8 protein-coding genes are annotated in these 17,844 nt (G+C 64.2%); 4 read left to right on the top strand and 4 right to left on the bottom strand.

Annotation, left to right across the window (positions count from 1 at the left end; all coding sequences use genetic code 11):
- Positions 1–99: 99 nt before the first annotated feature.
- Entirely contained in the window at positions 100–591 is a 492-nt protein-coding gene (locus tag CH278_RS27380; protein ID WP_179274463.1) for a hypothetical protein, read from the top strand.
- A 9-nt stretch (positions 592–600) separates the two neighbouring features.
- Here CH278_RS27380 and CH278_RS06065 read toward each other — a convergent pair whose 3' ends face one another.
- Both CH278_RS06065 and CH278_RS06060 read right to left on the bottom strand, forming a co-directional pair.
- Positions 601–1,269 carry a hypothetical protein gene (locus CH278_RS06065; protein WP_094621433.1) on the bottom strand — a complete coding sequence of 223 codons (669 nt, stop codon included), beginning with the start codon at positions 1,267–1,269 and terminating at the stop codon, positions 601–603.
- 682 nt (positions 1,270–1,951) lie between these two features.
- Positions 1,952–2,140 carry a hypothetical protein gene (locus tag CH278_RS06060; protein WP_139278405.1) on the bottom strand — a complete coding sequence of 63 codons (189 nt, stop codon included), beginning with the start codon at positions 2,138–2,140 and terminating at the stop codon, positions 1,952–1,954.
- Positions 2,141–2,302: 162 nt separating this feature from the next.
- Between CH278_RS06060 and CH278_RS06055 the strand changes: the two genes are divergently transcribed.
- Positions 2,303–3,097, top strand: a complete 795-nt coding sequence (locus CH278_RS06055) for an endonuclease/exonuclease/phosphatase family protein (RefSeq protein WP_094621432.1) — start codon at positions 2,303–2,305, stop codon at positions 3,095–3,097.
- A gap of 27 nt (positions 3,098–3,124) precedes the next feature.
- On the opposite strand, the gene CH278_RS06050 is transcribed toward CH278_RS06055, so the two are convergent.
- Both CH278_RS06050 and CH278_RS06045 read right to left on the bottom strand, forming a co-directional pair.
- A complete protein-coding gene (locus tag CH278_RS06050) occupies positions 3,125–4,000 on the bottom strand; it encodes a cyclopropane mycolic acid synthase family methyltransferase (protein WP_094621431.1) in 876 nt (291 codons plus the stop codon).
- Positions 4,000–13,860, bottom strand: a complete 9,861-nt coding sequence (locus tag CH278_RS06045; RefSeq protein WP_094621430.1) for a non-ribosomal peptide synthetase — start codon at positions 13,858–13,860, stop codon at positions 4,000–4,002. The genes CH278_RS06050 and CH278_RS06045 overlap by 1 nt, the downstream gene beginning before the upstream one ends.
- Before the next feature lie 207 nt (positions 13,861–14,067).
- Here CH278_RS06045 and CH278_RS06040 point away from each other — a divergent pair, with 207 nt between their 5' ends.
- Together CH278_RS06040 and CH278_RS06035 are read left to right on the top strand one after the other, a co-directional pair.
- On the top strand, positions 14,068–15,843 hold the full coding sequence (locus tag CH278_RS06040) for a DUF4012 domain-containing protein (protein ID WP_094621429.1): 1,776 nt from the start codon (positions 14,068–14,070) through the stop codon (positions 15,841–15,843).
- 395 nt (positions 15,844–16,238) lie between these two features.
- The gene (locus CH278_RS06035) at positions 16,239–17,153 is read left to right on the top strand and encodes an SGNH/GDSL hydrolase family protein (protein ID WP_094621680.1); all 915 of its coding nucleotides are present in this window, start codon (positions 16,239–16,241) and stop codon (positions 17,151–17,153) included.
- Positions 17,154–17,844 lie beyond the last annotated feature (691 nt).

The following is a 17,844-nucleotide window of genomic DNA, read 5'->3' as shown; positions in this document are numbered from 1 at the left end:
CGTCGCCTCTGCAGCAGTGCACACGGGAGGCATAGCTGGCCACGGCATCGTGCACACGTCACTTCTTGCCGTGATGGCTCTCGGGTGTATCTACTGCGCATGGCATCTGTGGAAGAGACCGACGCCCACTGGATGGGCCCTGACAGCGATCATGAACATCGCAATGATTGCCCTCCACCAGAACATGAGCTCGACGGGATCTCACCTCGGTCATCATGGAGCGTTAGCGACAGCGCACCCCGTTACGGCTATGCCGGGCTCGACGGCCGCTTTTGCTCTCGCGGCGACCGAAGTGGTGTTCGCTACGGCGGCCCTGTTCGCCACCACACGCCCAACTGCGCCGCCGCAAGCTTCCTGACCGGCGACGACCTGTCCGAGTTCATGATCGGGAACTGGGTGGAACTGATCGCCGACCGACTTCGAGCAGATGGATGGACCGAGGAACAAGCCATCCCGCGGGCAACGCTGTTTCTTGCTCAGATCCGCGGCCTGCAACTGGACCTACTCCTGACGAACGACCACGTGCGCCTGGATGCTGCATTCGAGATCTCGCTCGACCATCTCCATCACGGGACGACGTCGGGGCATTAGCGCACCGGCTCACACCGGACGGAAGCCGGCCCCCGGCGCACCTGATTGATTCAGCAGCCGAACAGATTCCGCCGCCGACGCGTACGCGGTGGGACTGAGCAGCGGCACCCCGGAGGCGTGGCTCGTGATGCCGACGAGGGTGGTGCCGACGACCAGAGGTCCACCGGAGTCGGACCAGACAGTGAGCGCGTCGGACATCAGGTCGCTGCCGCGCGCGTCGACGATGCTGCCGCATGTCACTCCGCTGCCGAGCCCGGTCTTGCAGACGGGCTGCCCCACCGATCCGGTACCGATGTCGGTGACGGTGATTCCTCCCAGACTGTTGACGGGTACGACTTTGGTGGGGTCGAGAACGATGACGCCGTAATCCGGGCCCCAATGCCCGACGGCGGTGGTGCCGACCGGGGCCGTGGGCGAGCCGACGAGCGTGACGGGAAGTCCCGGCCGAAGGATGCAGTGTCCGGCAGTGAGGGCGACCAACCGGCCCGCGTCGTCGTGCCCGACGGCCGCGATGGAACAGACAGTGAGATCGTCGAGCCCACCGGTGGTGACGAACCCACTACCGGGGCCAACCAAGGGAAGTGGCGCTGCGGCCGCGGTGCCGGTGGTGGCCGCTGTGAACGCGAGAGCCAGGGTGGTGAGCAGTCCACTGACAACACCGAGTCGAGCAGTCTTCATGGCGGGCATTCCTCGTCGACGAACATTTGGGGCGGGGCACCTCTTCGCGGCTCGATCGTGGCACAGATGACACGTGCACGCGCGCTGCGAAAGCCTTGCACACGACCAACCCATCTCTGCGGGCCACACGAGGAGGAGCATTTCTCGCGTTATGCACCAACCGTCAACCGGAATATCATGGCCATTCCACTAGCTGGGGCGGCCCGATGACCACCCGGACCAGCGCATTGATCCTCGAACTTACTGGGTGCCACTGCGGGCGCATAACGTTTGTCTAGTTCCTCTTTCGGGTCAGCGAGCGTAAACCCTCAGCCCACTGTCTGGCCGTATGGAGTCGTCGCGACCTCGGTCGCCATGAATCCAACAACGGAGCCGATGACCGCCGGAATGGCGCAGCTGCGGTTCGGGTGAACGTCGCCGCGAGCGCTACGACTTCGGCCGAAACTCGCACCCATCCAACCAGTGCCCGGCAACGAATGCGGCTCGTGTGGTGGGTTCTCGGCTTCGTTGCCTTGTGGTTGCTGATCGGCGCGCTCGCCGCCGTGTGGATCGGTCGTGGCATCCGTCGAGCGGATGTCGAGGAGTCCGCCGACGAGTCACCGGGCCGAACAACGTACGAACCACCACCTGAAAAAGACGCCGCGTAATCCAGCGGTGTGAGTCCCGGCTCTGCAAGCCGGCTTCAGGAACGCGTCACGGACGAACCGGTGCGACTACGAATCAATACAGCGATTCCCATCCCTACGAGGGCCAGGATCAGCGGTGCCGCTATCGCCATGTTCGCGCCGATGGTAGTGAACAGGACCAGCGACGCGAGAGCCGCGAGGAAATACACAGCCGCAAAACGCGGTGCCCAGAAAACTGTCTGCATGGATCCTCCGACATCAGAAGCAGATTCACTCGGACCGGACGACGAAAACGAGATGCACACGACCATTGTCGTTAGCCAGAGTACATAGTTGAAAAGTGCAGTCAAGAGTTGCTGCGCAAATTTTCGATTCGCTTCGACCACCCGCTGGGGTACTTTTGGTCTGTGAGAGTGGTGTCGGTCAACGCTTGGGGTGGAGCGATGTACGACGAGCTCTTACCCTGGCTGCGCGCCGTCGATGCAGACATCGTCTGCTTGCAAGAAGTTACGCGCACTCCACAGAGGTTGGGATGGGCTACCTTCGCCGACGGTGAGAGGACGCTCCCGCAACGGTTGAACCTCTTCGATGACGTGTCCTCCGCACTGCCCGGATACACCCCATATTTCGTCGCGAACGACGCAGGTCCGGTGACCGACGACGAAGGCGTTCGGCTGCGACAGGACTTCGGCATCGCAACATGGGTTCGAGACGACATTCCCGTTATCGGGCTCGACGCCCGATTCGTGCACTCGCAGTTCGTCGACTACACGGACTGGGATGTCGAGGACCGACCTCGCTCAGCACTCACGGTGACAGTCCGAGACCGTCTCGGTGGGAAGACAGTCTCCGTAATCCAGCTGCACGGCCTTCGAGATCCGGCGGGTAAACAGGACACCCCCGCCCGCGCCGAGCAGGCCCGCAGACTAGCGGTGATCATTGAACAAGCCTGTGGCACAAGTGATGTCGCAGTTCTCTGCGGCGACCTTAATCTCCTTCCGTCGAGCACGACGTTCCACGTGCTGAGGGAACACGGGATGGTCGACCTCGTCGGCAACGCCGATACCCGGGCATCGAGCTACACCAAACCGGTACGTCATGCCAGCTATGTTCTGGTCTCGTCCACCGCGGCTGTGCGTAATTTCGAGATCGTGGCCGAGCCCGAGGTTTCCGATCACCGCGCACTGATGCTGGAAATCTGACCTGGGAGTACGAGCGCAGTCTCAACATCACTCGGCAGGCGTGTCTCCCGCTTCGAGGGTGAACTGTACGACGTTGATGCGCTGGTTCTTGAATCGCTCCGACGACCCGGTGAGGTACTGCACGTATTTGTCGTAGGTCGCTTCCGACGACAGTGCGATGGCCTCGTCCTTGGACGCGATCAACTTCTCGGCCCACGTGTCGAGTGTCCGTGCATAGTGCGGTCCCAGTGCATGCTCGCGGAGCAACTCGAATCCCGCCTCGGCCGCTTTCGCCTTCACCACCTTGACCAACGTCAACTGGCCACCGGGGAAGATATCGCGCAGGATGAAGCGGGAGAAGTGTGCATCCTCGCGCGTGAGTCCACCCCCGGAAGCCGGGTCGGGCGGGGTAATGACGATAGTGTGCAACAACATTCGCCCACCCGGCTGCAACACCGAACGGCACTTAGCGAAGAACGCCGAATACCGCTGACGCCGAAAGTGCTCGAACGCGCCGATGCTGACGATCCGATCGACGGGTTCGTCGAATTCCTCCCAGCCCTGCAACCGGATGTCGACGTTACGTTCGGTCGGGAGGTCGGCGACGAGCGCGCGGCCACGGTCGTACTGGTTTCGGCTCAACGTCAGACCGATGACGTTGACGTCGTACTTCTCCACCGCCCGTTTGACGAGAGCACCCCAGCCACAACCGATATCGAGCAGTGTCATGCCCGGCTTCAAATCGAGCTTGCCCAGCGCCAGGTCGATCTTGGCCGTCTGCGCTTCCTCCAACGTCATGTCGTCGCGCTCGAAATAGGCGCAGCTGTACGTCATGCTCGCATCGAGGAACAGCGCGAAGAAATCGTCCGACAAGTCGTAATGCGCCCGCACATCGTTGACGAACGGCTCCAGTTGTTGGTTCATCACGCCACACCCTTCCCCACAGCATCGGCACCGATCACTCGGCCTAGTGCACGGGCACCCTGCTCGCCCAGCATGTCTTCGTGTTCCACATCGACCTCTGTCACCGAGATCCGCCCGTCGACGAGGCCCGTCCAGTGCTTCGCGCCGTCCGAGCCACGAGCGGCGAAGTAGTGGACATCGCCCGCGTATACCGCCGGCCGGTACGACGCGACCCAGCTGGGAGCGGAGACGACCGGCCGATACATGGCGCGTAGGTCGTCTTCGGTGAGGAACAACAGTTCGGTGCGCGTACTCCGCAATTCGGCAACGATGTCCTCGAATGACGTCGCCTCGACCCCGAGCTGACGAGCCAGATCGTCGACGCCGAATTCCTCGGCGTCGTCGGGTGCCGCGAGTTGCGCATCGACGAGGGCCAACAGCGCGACGTCCTCGCCTTCCGACTGCAACTGCACGGCCACCGCGTGGGCGATCACACCACCGAGCGACCACCCCAGCAGGTGGTAAGGCCCGTGAGGCTGAACATCTCGAATCATCCGCACGTATACGAAGGCGAACTCCTCGATCGACGACGGCGCAGCGTCACGGTTCGAGATGCCCGGATCCTGCAGGCCGTACACCGGGCGGTCCGTCTCCCCGAGCAACGACAGGTAGCTCCACGCGATTCCGATGGCCGGATGTACACAGAACAGGGGTGCGCCCACGCCGTCGGTCCGCAGGGGCAGCAGCACATCGAACGGGCCATTCGAGTCGGCGTCTTCGCCATCCACATCGAGGCGCGCGGCCAATGCCGTGATCGTCGGATGCTCGAGCAATGCACTGATCGGAATTCGACGGCTCAGCTTGTCGCCCAGCGCATCCATCACCTGCACCGCCGACAGCGAGTGTCCGCCGAGGTCGAAGAAGTTGTCGTCGATGCCGATGTCGTCGCCAGCGATGTTCAGCACGTCGGAGAACACGGTGTGTACGAGTACTTCGGTGGACGAGACCGGCGCGCGTCGTTCGGTCGACATCACTGTGGGTTCGGGCAGCCTGCTCGTATCAACCTTGCCCGACAACGTCATCGGGAGTGCATCCACGACGGTCACCGTGCTGGGCACCATGTAGGCGGGCACCGTTCGCGCGAGGAAGTCGCGAGTCTTTCGCGGTTCGACCGCACCCACCACATAGGCAGCCAAGGAGTTCGCATGCCCGATCACGCTGGCCTGGCGCACGGTGGGGTGACGCAGCAATGCCGCCTCGACCTCCGCGAGTTCGACGCGATGGCCGCGGATCTTCACCTGCGAATCCACTCGGCCCAGGTATTCGAGTTCGCGGCCGGTCTCGCGCGCCACCCACCGCACCAGGTCGCCTGTGCGATAGAGCCGGCCGTCGCCGAAAGGATTGGCGACGAAGCTGCTCGACGTCAACGCAGCGTCGCCTACGTACCCTTCGGCCAGACCGGCCCCGCCCAGGTACAGCTCCCCGACGACGTCGGTGCCCACCGGTCGCAGACGGGCATCGAGAACCACTGTGTCGAATCCAAGGGTCGGTTCGCCGATGGTCACCGCAGCCGATGCCCAGTCTCGCTGATGCGTGGTGCAGGTGCTCATGACGGTTCCCTCGGTGGGCCCGTACGCGTTGAACACCGAGCGATCCTGCGACCATCGCTGCAGCAGTGCCGAATTGGCGGCCTCGCCGGCCATGACGACCACCCGGAGAGAGGGCAGGGCCGCGGAGTCGGTCACCTGCAGCACGGTCGGCGTGAGGCAGGCGTGGGTCACCTGGTGCCGGTCGATGAGCGCTTCGAGCTCGCGTCCTCCGTGCACGTCGGGCGGCACGATCACCACGCTCGCACCGGCCCCGACGGCCATCAGCGTCTCGAAGATCGACGCGTCGAAACTCGGTGACGCGAACTGCAGCACGCGGGATGTCGGCTCGACGTCGAACAGGTCTCGTTGGCTCTGAACGAGATTCGCGATGCCGCGATGCGTCACCCGCACGCCCTTGGGTGCCCCGGTCGATCCCGAGGTGTAGACGACGTACGCCGTGCTGTCGACGCTTGCTTCGCGTAACTGGACGTGGTCGAGCTCGTCACCATCGACCGTCAGCCAGTCGTTTCCGGCCGAGTGGAAGTCCACGGACGTGATTCCCGTGACGGGGGCAGCGCGGTCGAGAATCTCCCGTACTCGCGCGGCGGGCTGAGACGGGTCGATCGGCAGGAAGCCGGCACCGGTCTTGGCCACGGCCCAGGTCGCGGTGAGGTACTCAACAGACCGTGGCAGGGCGATCGCCACCAGCGACCCCGGCTCGACGCCGGCCCGGACGAGCTTGTCGGCCAGTGCATTCGATTGACTGTCCAGCTCACGGTAGGTCAGCGAACGCGAGTCGTCGATTACCGCGATGTTGTCGGGCCAGCTACTCGCCACCCGCACGAGTACTTGCGCCAGTGTGGACTGATCGGCCGTACCGTCCCGACGGGATACGACTGCCGATCCACCCTGCCCGAATTCTGCGCTGCCGAGCCGAAGGTCCGGTGCCACGGCGACCGTGTGCAACACCGTCGCCAAACGTTCCGCGAGTCCGGTGACAACCGCCCGCGAGAACCGGTCGGCCGAGTACGCCAGAGTGCCCAGCAGCCCGGCATCGGATTCTTCGACGACGAACTCCAGATCGAATTGCGTCGCCGTGATATCCACTCGACGCGGATTGACGGAGCTCGGGCCAAATTCGATTGTGGGCGTGCTGATGTCACCGAAGGCCAGAAGCACCTGGAACAGTGGGTGCGTATCGACGGCGCGGGTGGGTTGCACTGCGTCCACCACCCACTCGAACGGGACGTCCGAGTTCGCGAAGGCATCGAGGTCTCGGTTGCGCACCTCGGTCACGAAGTCCTCGAACGTCGTCGCCGGATCGACGTCGGTCCGCAGGACGACGGTGCCGACGAACATGCCGACGAGGTGGTCGAGCGCCGGGTCTGCTCGACCCGATACGGGGGTTCCGATGGCAATGTCCCGCGTGCCGCTGGCTTCTGCGAGTACGGCGGCCAGCGCCGCGTGGACGACGACGAATACCGTTGCGCCCAGACGATGTGCGAGCGACCGCAGACTCGCGAGAGTGTCCGCGTCGACGGCGAACTGCACTGCAGTCGCGTCGCGCTCCGTGTCCGGAGTGCCGGTGGGCAAATCGAGAAATTCCGGCAGGCCGGCCAGCGTGCGACGCCAGAAGTCGAGTTGGTCGGACGCCACCGCGTCCAGGACATCGCGTTGCCACACGCGGTAGTCCGGATAGTCGACGGCGAGTGGAGTGAACTGCGGTGCAGCTCCTGCCGTTCGAGCCAGCAGAGCCGTCTCGATGTCGCGGCTCAGTGGGCGAAGCGACAGGCCGTCGATCGCGATGTGGTGGGCGACGACGGTCAGCACGCGCTCACCGCGACGTTCGGCAAGCATGAGTCGTAGCGGTGCCTCGACGGTCAGGTCGAAGCCCTGTTGTGCCACCCCTCCGATGCCCGCATGGGCGTCGTCCAGTGTCGAGAGCACGATCTGCGGATCGAGCACGACGGTCACAGGCCCATCGCCCGTCGACGGGTACACCGTGCGGAGCGGCGTATGCCGTTCCAACACATCGGCAATCGCAGCGCGCAGTACCTCGAGGTCGAGGCCTTCCGGGAGCGTCAACTCGAAGGCGATGTTGTATGCCGCCGATGTCGGGTCGTATCGATTCTGCAGCCAAATGCGTCGCTCGGCCGGCGCGAGGCCGGAGTAGGAGCGCGCATCGGCGCGGTGGACCAGCGCAGGGAGCGCAGTGTAGTTGTCGGACAGCAACTCGATCGCCGACGCGAGCTGCGCCGCGGTGGGGGCCTCGAACACCGTCCGCACCGGCACCCGAACGCCGAGAACCGCACTGATGCGCGTGGCGACGCGGGTGGCCGCGAGGGAGTCTCCGCCGAGGACGAAGAAATTGCTGTCGACTGCGGATGCGTCGATCCCCAACGTGTCGGCGAAGATTCCGAGAATGACGTCCTGCGTCAACGTGCGTCCGGCCCCAGACTCGGAGTCCGACGGTACCGCCGGAAGCAAGGCCGCTTTGTCCACTTTTCCGTTGCCGGTCAACGGAATACGATCGATCGTCGTGATGACGGCCGGCTGCATCGACAACGGCAGCCGGTCCAGGAGCCACTGGGCCGCGTCGAACTCGCTGGTTCCCACCACCCAGGCGTGAATTCTGTTGTCGACCAGCAGTGCTGTTGCTGCGCTGACGTCGGGATGTGCCGTCAGCGCACTCTCGATGTCTCCGAGTTCGATGCGCACACCGTTGATCTGGACCTGATCGTCGCGCCGGCCGCGGTAGTCGAGCAGTCCCGAGAGTTCACGTCGAACAAGATCGCCGGTCCGGTACATCCGGGTGCCGCCGTCGGTTGCGACGAAGCGCGCGGCAGTCGCAGCCGGATCGGCTCGGTAGCCACGGGCCACGCCGGACCCCGCGACATACAGCTCTCCGACGCCTCCGAGTGGCACCGGCTGCAGCCGGTCGTCGAGCACGAAGGCTCCGACATGGTCCAACGCGCGGCCGATCGTGACGGGCTCTCCGGCGCGCAGCGAATCGGCCAGGGTGGCCACCACCGTGGCTTCGCTGGGGCCGTAGGCGTTGAGCATCGACCGTCCGGGCGACCACTCGTCGACGACTCCGGCACCCAGCACGTCTCCGCCGACGGCGACGGTCTCGACGCCGTCCACCGGCGGCACCGTCGCGAGTACCGCGGGCGTGGACAGGTAGTGAGTCACCCGGTGCTGAGCGAGAAAGGCAGCCATCTCCTCACCGCCGAGCAGATCACGTGGCGCGATCACCATGGTCGCTCCGGCCCCGAATGCGAGCACGAGCTCGAGCACCGCGGCATCGAAGTTCACCGAGTATCCGTGCAGCACTCGCGACGTCACTTCGACTCCGTAGCGCGAAACGACCTGCTGCGCGAGTGAATACACACACTGGTGCGTCACGACGACGGGCTTGGGTGTGCCGGTGGAACCCGACGTATGGATCACGTAGGAGGGGTGCGCCGGGTCGAGCCTCGACAGTCGGTCGGCGTCGGTCAGTGGCGCGTCGCTGAACGTCTGTGCGTGGCTCTCCTCGACCCACAGCACCCCCTGTTCCGTTCCGCCGAAGCCGAAGTCGATGGGCTCCAGCATCTGCTCCCGGCGAGCCGCCGGGTAGCGGGGATCCACCGGTACGAATGCTCCACCGGCCTTCACCACGGACCACAGCGCCACGATGTACTCGGCCGAACGCTCGAGGGACAACGCGACAAGGGTCTCCGGTCCGACGCCGTGGGCGATCAACAGTCGTGCAATCCGGTTGGATCGGCGATCGAGTTCGGAGTACGTCAGCGATTCCAGGCCATCGATAGCCGCCGAATCGGCTGTGCCACCGACCAACACGTCGAGGAGCGTGCCAGTGCCGGATTCGGCCGGCTGCGTCGGCGCATCGGCGAGAGCAAGGTTGCCGACGACAAATGCAGAGTCCGACACCGCCGCATGCAGGATTGCCGTCACCGCGGACGCGAACTGTTCGACGGTCGCCCGCTGATACAGGTCCGGCGCATATTCGATCTGCCCCACGAGACCGGCCGACTCGGCATGTCCGGCGAAGGATTCCTCCAGCACGAGATTGAGGTCGAACTCCGAGGTGCGAGTGGGGATCTCCAGCACCGAGAACGGCAGATCCTCGACCGACCGGTGCGGTGCATTGTCGAAGGCCAGCATCACCTGGAACAGCGGGTGCCGGTCCAGGGATCGGTCGGTGGTCACGGCATCGACGATGCGCTCGAACGGCACGTTCGAGTGAGAGAAGGCGTCGAGGTCTGCGGAACGGACGGCACCCAGCAGGTGGGCGAAACTGCCGGCCGGGTCGACTGTGACTGCGAGAGGGAGTGTCCCGACGAACATTCCGACCATCTCGTCGAGCGCTTCGTGGCCTCGCCCAGCCGTCGGAGATCCGACCACCACGCGGTTCGACGTTCCGAATCGACTCAGGGCTGCAGCCACCGCGGCATGGACCACCATGAACGTGGTCGCGTTGTTCGACCGCGCCAGCTCACGGATTCCCGCATGCAGGTCCGGCCCGATCTCGAACGGAACCGCGTCGGTGGTCATCGACTGTACTGCGGGCCGGGGGAAATCGGATGGCAATTCCGCCAGCGCGGTGTCGCGCTCCCCCAGAACCGACGTCCAGAACGAGAGTTGCTCGCCGGCAACCGCATCCACCGTCGCGCGGTTCCACACCGAGTACTGGCTGTACTGCGCGCGTAGGCGTGGCCACGTCGGCGCGTGACCGGCCGTGCGTGACGCGTGGGCAAACGCGAAGTCGCGCACGAGTGGGTCGAGGGACCATCCGTCCATCGAGATGTGGTGCACTGCCACGACGACCACCGTGTCGCCGGACTCCTCCACGCTCAGCAGCGCTGCCCGGATGGGCACGTCGGCAGCGACGTCGAATCCCTGCCCGGCAATAGCCGTGACGGCGTCGTCGAGGTGGTGCTCGGGCACAGTGCGGGCCGGTACGTCGAGCAGGACGGTGTCGGTGGGCCGCACCACCTGCTGCGGACCGTCGCCGTCGTCAGGGTAGTAGGTGCGCAGCGCTTCGTGTCGTTCGGCAACGTCACGCAGTGCTGTCAGGACCAGTGACGCATCGCTACCCGCTGCGACCCGGATGGCGATGGGCATGTTGTAGGCGGGCGATGTGGGGTCGAACTGGTTGAGAAACCACAGGCGCTGCTGCGCATACGACAGCGGGACATGTTCCGGCAGAACGGTATCGAGCAAGTCGAGCGACGCTTCACGATCGGCGGACGCATCGATGGCGGCCGCGACGGCGTGGACGGTGGGGTCGGCGAACAACGCGGTGAGCGAGACTCCCGAGCCGAGGCGAGCGAGAACTCGGGTGGCGCTGAGCGAGTCACCACCGAGCTCGAAGAAGGAGTGCTCGCGCCCCACTTCCTCGACGCCGAGGACGTCGGCGAAGGCTGCGGCAACAGCGTGTTCGGTCTCGGTCTGCGGCGGTACGTACTCGGTGTCCGTCGGCTCGGTGGGGGCAGGTAGTGCACGGCGGTCGACCTTGCCGCCTGCCGTCATCGGCAGTGCGTCCAGAACCACGATGTGACGGGGAATCATCCATGCCGGCAACCGGTTCCGCAGGTGGCTGTCGAGCCCGTCGGAGACACCGGTGACGTACAGGGCCAGTCGATCGTCACGAACGACGGCCGCGGCCGCGGTCACTCCAGCGAAAGAGGTTGCGGCGGATTCGATTTCACCGATTTCGAGTCGACGCCCGTGCAATTGGATCTGATGGTCGGAGCGGCCCAGGTATTCGAGCGAGGACCCGTCGAACGACCATCGGACGATGTCACCCGTCCGGTACAGCCGCGCACCCGCCACGCCCGGGTCGGCAACGAACCGCGCCGCCGTCGAACCGGGTTGGCCGTCGTATCCCCGGGCGAGCCCGTCGCCGCCGAGATACAGCTCGCCGACGCCTCCGTGGGGAGTGGGCCGCAGGTGCGAATCCAGTACCAGCGCACGAACACCCGGCAGCGGCGCACCGATCGTGACCCGCTCACCCGCGACCATCGGGGCAGACAATGTCGCCAATACCGTTGTCTCGGTGGGGCCGTAGGCGTCGAGCATCGTTCGTTGGGGAGAGGCGAACCGGTCTCGCAACGTGGGTGGGCACTCTTCGCCGCCGACGTCGAAGACCTCGATGGAGTGCAGATCCTCCGGGTCGAGTGTCGCCAGCACCGTCGGTGAGGTGATCAGATGCGTGATCTTCTCGGCGGCCAGGAACTCGGCGAGGGCAGGCCCGGCGTAGACATCGGCCGGGGCGATCACCAGGGTGGCACCCGCCGCGAATGCAGCAAGAATTTCCTGGATGGACGCGTCGAACACGGGCGAGGCCAGGTGCAGCACTCGTGAGTCGGCGGTGACGGCATACCGATCGACGACGTTGTCGGCCAGTTGCGCCAGGCCGCGATGAGTGACGCTGACGGCCTTGGGTTTTCCGGTAGATCCCGAGGTGTGGATGACGTAGGCCTCGTTGTCGACGTGCAGCGCCGGCGGCGCGAGGTCACGTTCGTTCGCGTCGAGTAGATCCTCGATGTCGAACCATTCGATGGTGCTCGGAAGTTGTTCCAGCACATCCTTGGTGGTGATACCGAATTCGATGTCTGCGCTGGCCAGCACCGTGGCCAGCCGCTCGGTGGGCTCGGTGGGGTCGAGCGGTACGAACGAGGCCCCGGCCGTGGAGATCGACCACGAGGCAAGCAGGGATTCGTAGGAGCGTTCCATCGCCACGGCGATGCGCTTCTCGGTGCCCGCGCCCAGCGAGACCAGTTGCGCTGCAATGTGATCTGCGACCCGGGTGAAGTCCTCACTGGACTGATCGACACCCGCGGCACGCACCACCGCACCGCGTCGCAGCAGCGCCGGCAACGGCCTAGGCGACACCGTGTCCGCTGGACGCGCTGTCAGCAACGCCGATTCGTGCGCGGCATCGAGCACATCCAGATCCGATACGGCAAGGCCCTCAGGGGCATTCACTACCGCACGCAGCAGAACCAGGAACCGACGGTGATGGGCTGCGAGCTCATCGGTGGAGTAGAGGGCCGGATTGCCGAGGAAGTCGACGCGGGTGCTGGTGCCGGCGACTCCGGGGTAGACGTTGACCATCATGTCGTCGATGGGGCCGCTGGAGAGCACGCGGTATTCGCCGATGACATCGCCGAGCCGAATTGTGCTGTTGTACATCATGATGTTGACCGTGGGGCCGAACACTCCGCGTCCAGCGGCGGCGCTGCCGATGCCGTCGCCGGTCTCACGCTGCATGTCCTCGACGCGGAATCGCTGATGGCGCAGCGCGCCGGTGAGTTCCACCTGAATACGTCGGAGGAGTTCTTCGACGGTCACACCCTGTTCGACGCCGATGCGCAGGGGCACGACGTTGGACATCATGCCGGAGGATTCCCGCAGTTTGGTGGTGGCTCGGCCCGATACCGGGAGGCTGAGCATCACGTCGTCGGTGTCGGTCATGCGCGCGAGATACAGCGCGAACGTGGCGAGCACGACGGGAACGTCGGAGCTGTTGTACCGATGTGCCACGGCCGCCACGGCTTCGGTGAGGTCTGCGTCCAGCACGGCACCGACACTGACCGTCACGCCGCTCGGTGCCGCGCGCGTGTACGTGTTGCCTGCCAGTCGGGGTGCGTCGAGGTGGCCGTCTAGGCGGCCGAGCCAGTACTGGCGGTCGGTGTCGTAGCGAGACGAGTTGGGGTACGCGGCCTCGTAGTCGTAGATCTCACGGACGCCGATGGCGCGCGTCTTGGGTATCTCGGTGCCGTCGGTCAACGCGGTGTACACCGCCGCGGTGCGTTCCTGGACGGAGATCGCGCCGAGTCCGTCCATGACGATGTGGTGGGCGCGGCTGTACCAGTAGTAGTGCGCCTCGTTCACCTGAATGATCTCGGAGGCGATCAACTGATCGCGAACCAGATCGACGGGGCGACGGTACTGCTCGTCCATGTAGCGCTGAGCATCCTCGACGGGATTCTCGCGGTCTCGGAAATCGCGATAGATCATCGCGTACGGCACCCGGAGGTCTCGCCACTGATACGGATGCCCGTCGTGCAGCCCGATCCGCACTGCGGGCGATTCGAGTTGCCTGCACGCGATGTCCGTGGCTCGGATCAGGACGGCCGGATCGATATCGCCGCGAATTTCGACGTATTGGGCGATGGTGAACGGTACGTCCGGTGCCAGCTGCTGGGCGAGATAGATATTCATCTGCGCAGCGGACAAAGGGAAGCGGCCATCCTCGAACAGCTCACCAACCTCTGGCGACACTCGATGACCTCCTCAACGCATATGCTTCGACGGCGTGAATTTTCGGCTGACGTGCCGCCCAGCAACGTCGATCTACATCGCCCGTGACAAACCTAGTCGACCCATTGTGAATGCTCTACCCGGATCGAACGACAGGTACGCCGGAACCGCCGCTCCCCTTTAGGCTATGCACTCGACCGACTTCCTATGACCGAGAGGCCACCGACAATGGCGACCAGTTCCACCGATGTTCGTGGTTCTCGATCCGGCAAGAAGCGGCCGATTCTCCTCACGGTGGGGGTGCTGCTGGTCGTCCTCGTCGCATTTCTGGTGTGGCTGGGCTACGAGGCCTACACCGCTCAGTCCAGCCTGAACGCGACGCGCGACTCCGCCACGCAGGCGAAAGATGCTCTGCTCGACGGTGATGCGGCCGGTGCCGAGGCCGCGGCCGCTCGGGCTTCGGAATCAGCGGACGACGCGGTGTCGGCAACGACGTCCATCCCGTTTTCGATAGCGAAAGCCGTTCCTTACCTTGGTAGTCCGCTGAAATCGGTAGCTCAGATCACCGATGTGGTGCACGGTTTGGCCGTGGACGTCCTCACCCCCGCATCGACGGCGGGCGAAAGCCTGAATCCGAGCAGCCTCGTCGAAGGCGGCGGCAAGGTCGATACCGCCGCTCTCCGGGACGCACAACCCGTGCTGGAGCAGACCGCCGCCGCAGCCGAGGAATTGAGCCTCCAAGCCCAGCAGGTGGACGAGCCCGCATTCCTCAGTGTCGTCAGCGATGCACGTACGTCGTTGATCGATCAAACACACGACCTCGCAGGCCTGCTCACCAACACGCGCATCGCCAGTCAGCTGTTGCCGTCGATGCTCGGCGACAACGGCCCGCGCAGTTACTTTCTCGCGTTCCAGACCAACGCGGAGGCCCGCGGTACCGGTGGTTTGATCGGCGGCTACGGCATCATTCGGGCCGAGAACGGCACCGCCCGTGTCGATACCCTCGGCAGCAATCGCGAACTCGAATTCGCGAAGCAGCCCATCGACCTGGGGCCGGAGTACAACGCACTGTGGGCACCGCGTAACACCACCATCGACTTCCGCAACTCGAATGCGAGCCCGCACTTTCCGTATGCCGGCCAGATCTGGTCGTCGATGTGGACCGAGCAGACCGGTGAGGTGCTCAACGGTGCCATCGCCACCGATCCGATTGCGTTGAGCTACATCCTCGGAGCCACCGGGCCGGTCACACTGGCCGACGGAGAGCAGATCACCGCCGACAACGTCGTCGAAATCACTCTCAGCACAGCCTATTCGAGGTTCGGCGACGACCAATTGGCCCGCAAAGCGTATCTGCAGCAGATCGCGTCCGCGGTGGTGCAGAAGATGACGACGGGCGCTGCCCCCACCAGATCTTTGCTCGACGCGGTGGGCCGCGCCGGCAGTGAAGGTCGCATTTCGGTGTGGAGCGCAGATCCGGCCGAGGAGGCAATTCTGGCCGGAACGAAGGTGGGTCACGTGTTGCCCGACAGCCCGGCTCCCTACGCCAATGTGGTGGTCAACAATGCCGGTGGCAACAAGCTCGATTACTACCTGGCGCGCGATATCAAATATTCGGCCGAATCCTGCACCGCCGGGACGCGTAAGTCGACAGTGACGGCGACACTGACCAACAACGTCGATCCGAACGGCCTGACGTCTTACGTGGCGAGCACATTTCAGCCCAACGTCCCGTACGGCACCAACGAGTCGATCGTCTATCTGTACGGCACTCAGGGCGCGAAAATCACGTCCATGAAGGTGAACGGTGTTTCCGGATTCTCCATCCAGGCCGGCACCGAATTGGGTCGCCCCGTGCAGGCTGCGTATCTCACCATCCCGCCAGGTAAGTCGCAGACGGTTACCTGGGAGCTCGAGGAGCCCTCGGCTCCGGGTGAGGCGACAGTGCCCGTGCAGCCTTTGGTGGATCAGCCGATGGTGACGGTCGACGTTCCACAGTGCTGATCGCGGAATAGTTCGCTCCTGCCATCTGGTCGCTCAAGCCGCCGTCCGCCGACATCGATCGAACTGGTCGTTCAATCGAAGGAATTTTCGTTGTGGGCAGCACGCCCTTTAAAGCCCGCCCAACGCAGCCCTATAGCTCTCGTTATGCACCGTTTGATCAGCTACTCAATTGGCCCTCCGAAAGCTGGTCCGGTGCACAAGGAGACCATAGTCCTTCTGCATGACCCAATCGCGGACTCCACCTCGTGCGCGACCGCTTTCTACGAGGTCTCCTGGGTGGAAACCTGGAAACGCTGTACGAGGTCGGACTGATCTAGAACAATCGTCAGTGACACAACAAATTGCACCTGGGCACCGTAGCGCGCTAGACCGGGCGGTACGGCATGATGCTCCACATGGCGAAACGTCGGGGACGCGAAGTGGGCTTGATCGACAAGGTTCAGAGAGACAAGACGATTCTCGCTGTCGCGGTTGTGATCGCGTTAGTCGCCACCGCAGCAACGTTCGTTTACATCGACCACCGCAGCGACCAAACGGTGACGGCCGAAGTGTCACGCCCTGCCCGCACCGTTGCGCCATCACCGGAGCCCGTCCTGGCACCGGTCGTGCCATTGAACAGCATCTTGGCCAAACTCCAAAAAGGCGACCGCCCCTTTAACATCGCGGTCTTCGGTGACTCCACCGGCATCTCGTCGAAAGGCTGGCAGGTTCTCGTGCCAGACTGGATCGGAAAGACCTACGACCGGCCGACCTACATCAAGCCATGGGGCAAGAATACCGACGAATACGAAGCCACTTGGACTCTGAGAAACGGCAGCCGCGCCCCGATCACCGTCTACAACGGGTCCATCCCAGGTCAGAATGTCACCTACATCAGCCAGCGCGTCGACCGCATCCTGCCGCTCACATCTGCTGACCTCGACCTGGTCTTCGTCAGCTTCGGTCACACCGAACCGATCAATCAAGCAAAGGGCCACGTCGCCAACTTCATGAATGCGCTGCAGTCCGACTATCCCAATGCGACCGTCGTCAACATCGAGCAGAACCCCGACTGGAGCCCGTCTTTCACCGCGGACATTCAGCAGCAGAACGTGCGCCACATCGCTAATTGGGCGGTTACTCGGGGTTTCCCGAGCATGCCCGTCAACAAGGCTTTTGTGGATTACGGGCAGTTCAACCGGCTTCTAGATGAGCCGACGCGAATCCACCCCAATGCCGACGGTTACCGTTTGTGGGCGCAGGTGGTGATCGAAGAGCTGATCACTGCTGGCCTACCCCGGAACGTTCCCGTTCCGGGCCCGGTGACTTAGGGCCGCGGTGCTGCATAACTTAGCCCCACACTCCACCAGCGCCTAGTTGCCGGTCAGGTAGCGGAGGGGAAGCCACGTTCCTGGTCTGCAGTTGACGGTGCAGAGCCACCGATAGGCGACGTACTTCACGCTCGCCGTTCCCTCGACCGGAGCGCTGTTCCGGACCTCGTCGCCAACATAGAAGAACGTCACCATTCCGATCGGTGCAGCCGTGCCGTAGCCGACTCGCGGTGCGGGCGTGCGGCCGGACTCCACAACCGCCGCGCAGAACGGACGGCCGCAGTGCACAGCTCCGCGATGCGGCGGTGCCGTTTGCCGGATGGGTGGAGAGCTTGTCGGCCGCGACAATCGATGCGCACTTGGCCAGCACAGACAGGTCGACAACGATGCCCGCTCCCGTGTTCAGCGGCGACGTCAGAATGGTCGAGTTCAGCACGGCGACCCCGACGTCGGTGATGAGCAGAGTTGCGAAGTATGCCGAGTAATCCACGGCAAGTGCTGGGTGCGCATCAGAACTGACGGCGTATCGGCGTCGGCAACTCCGCTTTCCCAGTTGTACTTAACGTTCGACAGAGTGGCTGCATTGGTGTGCACTAGCGCAGCAACACTTGGGATGCGGATGGTCTGGCATTACGCCACCACCTTCGTCTTCGCCGACTGGTGGTTACCGGCTGCGTCGTGTGCAATCGCC

The sequence above is a fragment of the Rhodococcus sp. 05-2254-5 genome, assembly GCF_002258575.1.
In the GTDB taxonomy this organism is placed as follows: Bacteria; Actinomycetota; Actinomycetes; order Mycobacteriales; family Mycobacteriaceae; genus Rhodococcoides; species Rhodococcoides fascians.
This window is presented reverse-complemented; position numbering and strand designations above follow the sequence as displayed.

Bases quoted from the DNA above. Each gene is read 5' to 3' on its own strand.
- CH278_RS27380 (WP_179274463.1), top strand. From the start codon at position 100: ATGGCATCTGTGGAAGAGACCGACGCCCACTGGATGGGCCCTGACAGC.
- CH278_RS06065 (WP_094621433.1), bottom strand. From the start codon at position 1,269: ATGAAGACTGCTCGACTCGGTGTTGTCAGTGGACTGCTCACCACCCTG.
- CH278_RS06060 (WP_139278405.1), bottom strand. From the start codon at position 2,140: ATGCAGACAGTTTTCTGGGCACCGCGTTTTGCGGCTGTGTATTTCCTC.
- CH278_RS06050 (WP_094621431.1), bottom strand. From the start codon at position 4,000: ATGAACCAACAACTGGAGCCGTTCGTCAACGATGTGCGGGCGCATTAC.
- CH278_RS06040 (WP_094621429.1), top strand. From the start codon at position 14,068: ATGGCGACCAGTTCCACCGATGTTCGTGGTTCTCGATCCGGCAAGAAG.
- CH278_RS06035 (WP_094621680.1), top strand. From the start codon at position 16,239: ATGGCGAAACGTCGGGGACGCGAAGTGGGCTTGATCGACAAGGTTCAG.